This window comes from Nostoc sp. DedSLP03, from assembly GCF_034530815.1.
Classification (GTDB): Bacteria; Cyanobacteriota; Cyanobacteriia; order Cyanobacteriales; family Nostocaceae; genus Nostoc.
In genome coordinates this window covers 1-1,423 of sequence record NZ_JAVRCK010000235.1, presented here as the reverse complement: position 1 = coordinate 1,423, position 1,423 = coordinate 1, and the positions used below count along the sequence as shown (strand labels likewise).

Annotated in this window: 1 protein-coding gene; it reads left to right on the top strand. The window is 54.8% G+C overall.

The window, feature by feature from the left end; genetic code table 11:
- Positions 1–81: 81 nt before the first annotated feature.
- Positions 82–1,410: an IS4 family transposase gene (locus RM368_RS38490; protein WP_322698934.1), complete on the top strand. Its 1,329-nt coding sequence runs from the start codon at positions 82–84 to the stop codon at positions 1,408–1,410.
- Positions 1,411–1,423: the final 13 nt, after the last annotated feature.

Below are 1,423 nucleotides of genomic sequence, written 5' to 3'. Positions count from 1 at the left end.
TAATGCCGATCAGTTAAGGATCAGTTGAACGATCCAGTGGCTGTGTAAGAATCCGGAAACGCTTCGTTTCCGGATTTTTTTATGCAGCTCAGTCAGGCCCTTGATATCGTCTCTCGTTACGATTCTCTTCGTAATCCTCTGAATACGCTCGCGGATGTTCTTGACCCTGCGCTCATCAGCCGCTGCCTTGAGGAAGCTGGCACGGTCACGCTCCGTAAGCGCAGACTCACTACAGATATGATGGTCTGGTGTCTCATCGGCATGGCCCTTGAGCGCAAAGAACCCCTTCACGCCATCGTTAATCGCCTTGATATTCTTTTACCGGGAAACCGTCCTTTCGTTGCGCCCAGTGCCGTAGTGCAGGCAAGGCAGCGGCTGGGGGACGACGCTGTACGGCGGGTTTTCGAACAGAGCAGCGAGCTCTGGAATGCACAGACTTCCCACCCTGACTGGTGTGGTCTGACGCTGTACGCTGTTGACGGCGTTGTCTGGCGCACGCCAGAAACACCTGATAATGAGAAGGCTTTCGTCCGTTCAGGCACGGTGGCAGGCGCCTCTCCTTATCCGCAGGTTCGCATGGTCTGCCTGATGGAACTCACCAGCCATCTTATCAGCGGCGCCGCGATGGGCTGCCAGAACGAGAATGAGATGGTGCTGGCAGAAGGTCTCATTGAACGCGCGTGCGACAACAGCCTGACTCTCTTCGATAAGGGCTACACGTCATTCGGTCTGCTTAGCGCCTGGCATGAGGCCGGCGAAAATCGTCACTGGATGATAGCGGCACGTAAAGACCTGCAGTACGAAGAGGTACGTCGTCTGGGGAAGGGAGACGTACTTATCCGGGTAAAAACCTCCGCTCATTCACGGAAGAAATGGCCGCATCTGGCGGCGCACACAGAGATGAGGATGATAAGCCGGGAAATAAAAGGCCGGACGTGGCGGTTCCTGACGTCGATGACGGATGCGATGCGTTACCCGGGTAAAGAAATAGCGGATCTCTACAGTCATCGCTGGGAGATAGAGCTGGGATATCGTGAAATAAAGCAGGGTCTCCAGGACAGCAGGCTCACGCTTCGCAGCAGGAAGCCGGAGATGATAAGGCAGGAGCTGTGGGGCGTGCTGCTGGCCTACAATCTGGTGAGATATCAGATGATAAGAATGGCCTCAACGCTGAAGGGATACTGGCCTAACCAGCTCAGCTTCAGGGAATCGACAGCGTGGGTGATGAAACTGCTCTGGACACTTGAAGGCGCATCGCCTGGGCGTATCCCGGAACTGGTAAAGGACGTAAGTTCGATAGCAGAGATGGTCAGACTACCGGGACGACGGGAGCGCTCGTTCCCAAGGGTGGTGAAAGAGAGACCCTATAAATATCCGACAGCCAGAAGAAAAAATGCCAGTCAGGCTTAACTGACTGGCATTA

What these genes read in the sequence shown, in the direction of transcription:
- RM368_RS38490 (WP_322698934.1), top strand. Translation starts at nt 82, where the DNA reads ATGCAGCTCAGTCAGGCCCTTGATATCGTCTCTCGTTACGATTCTCTT.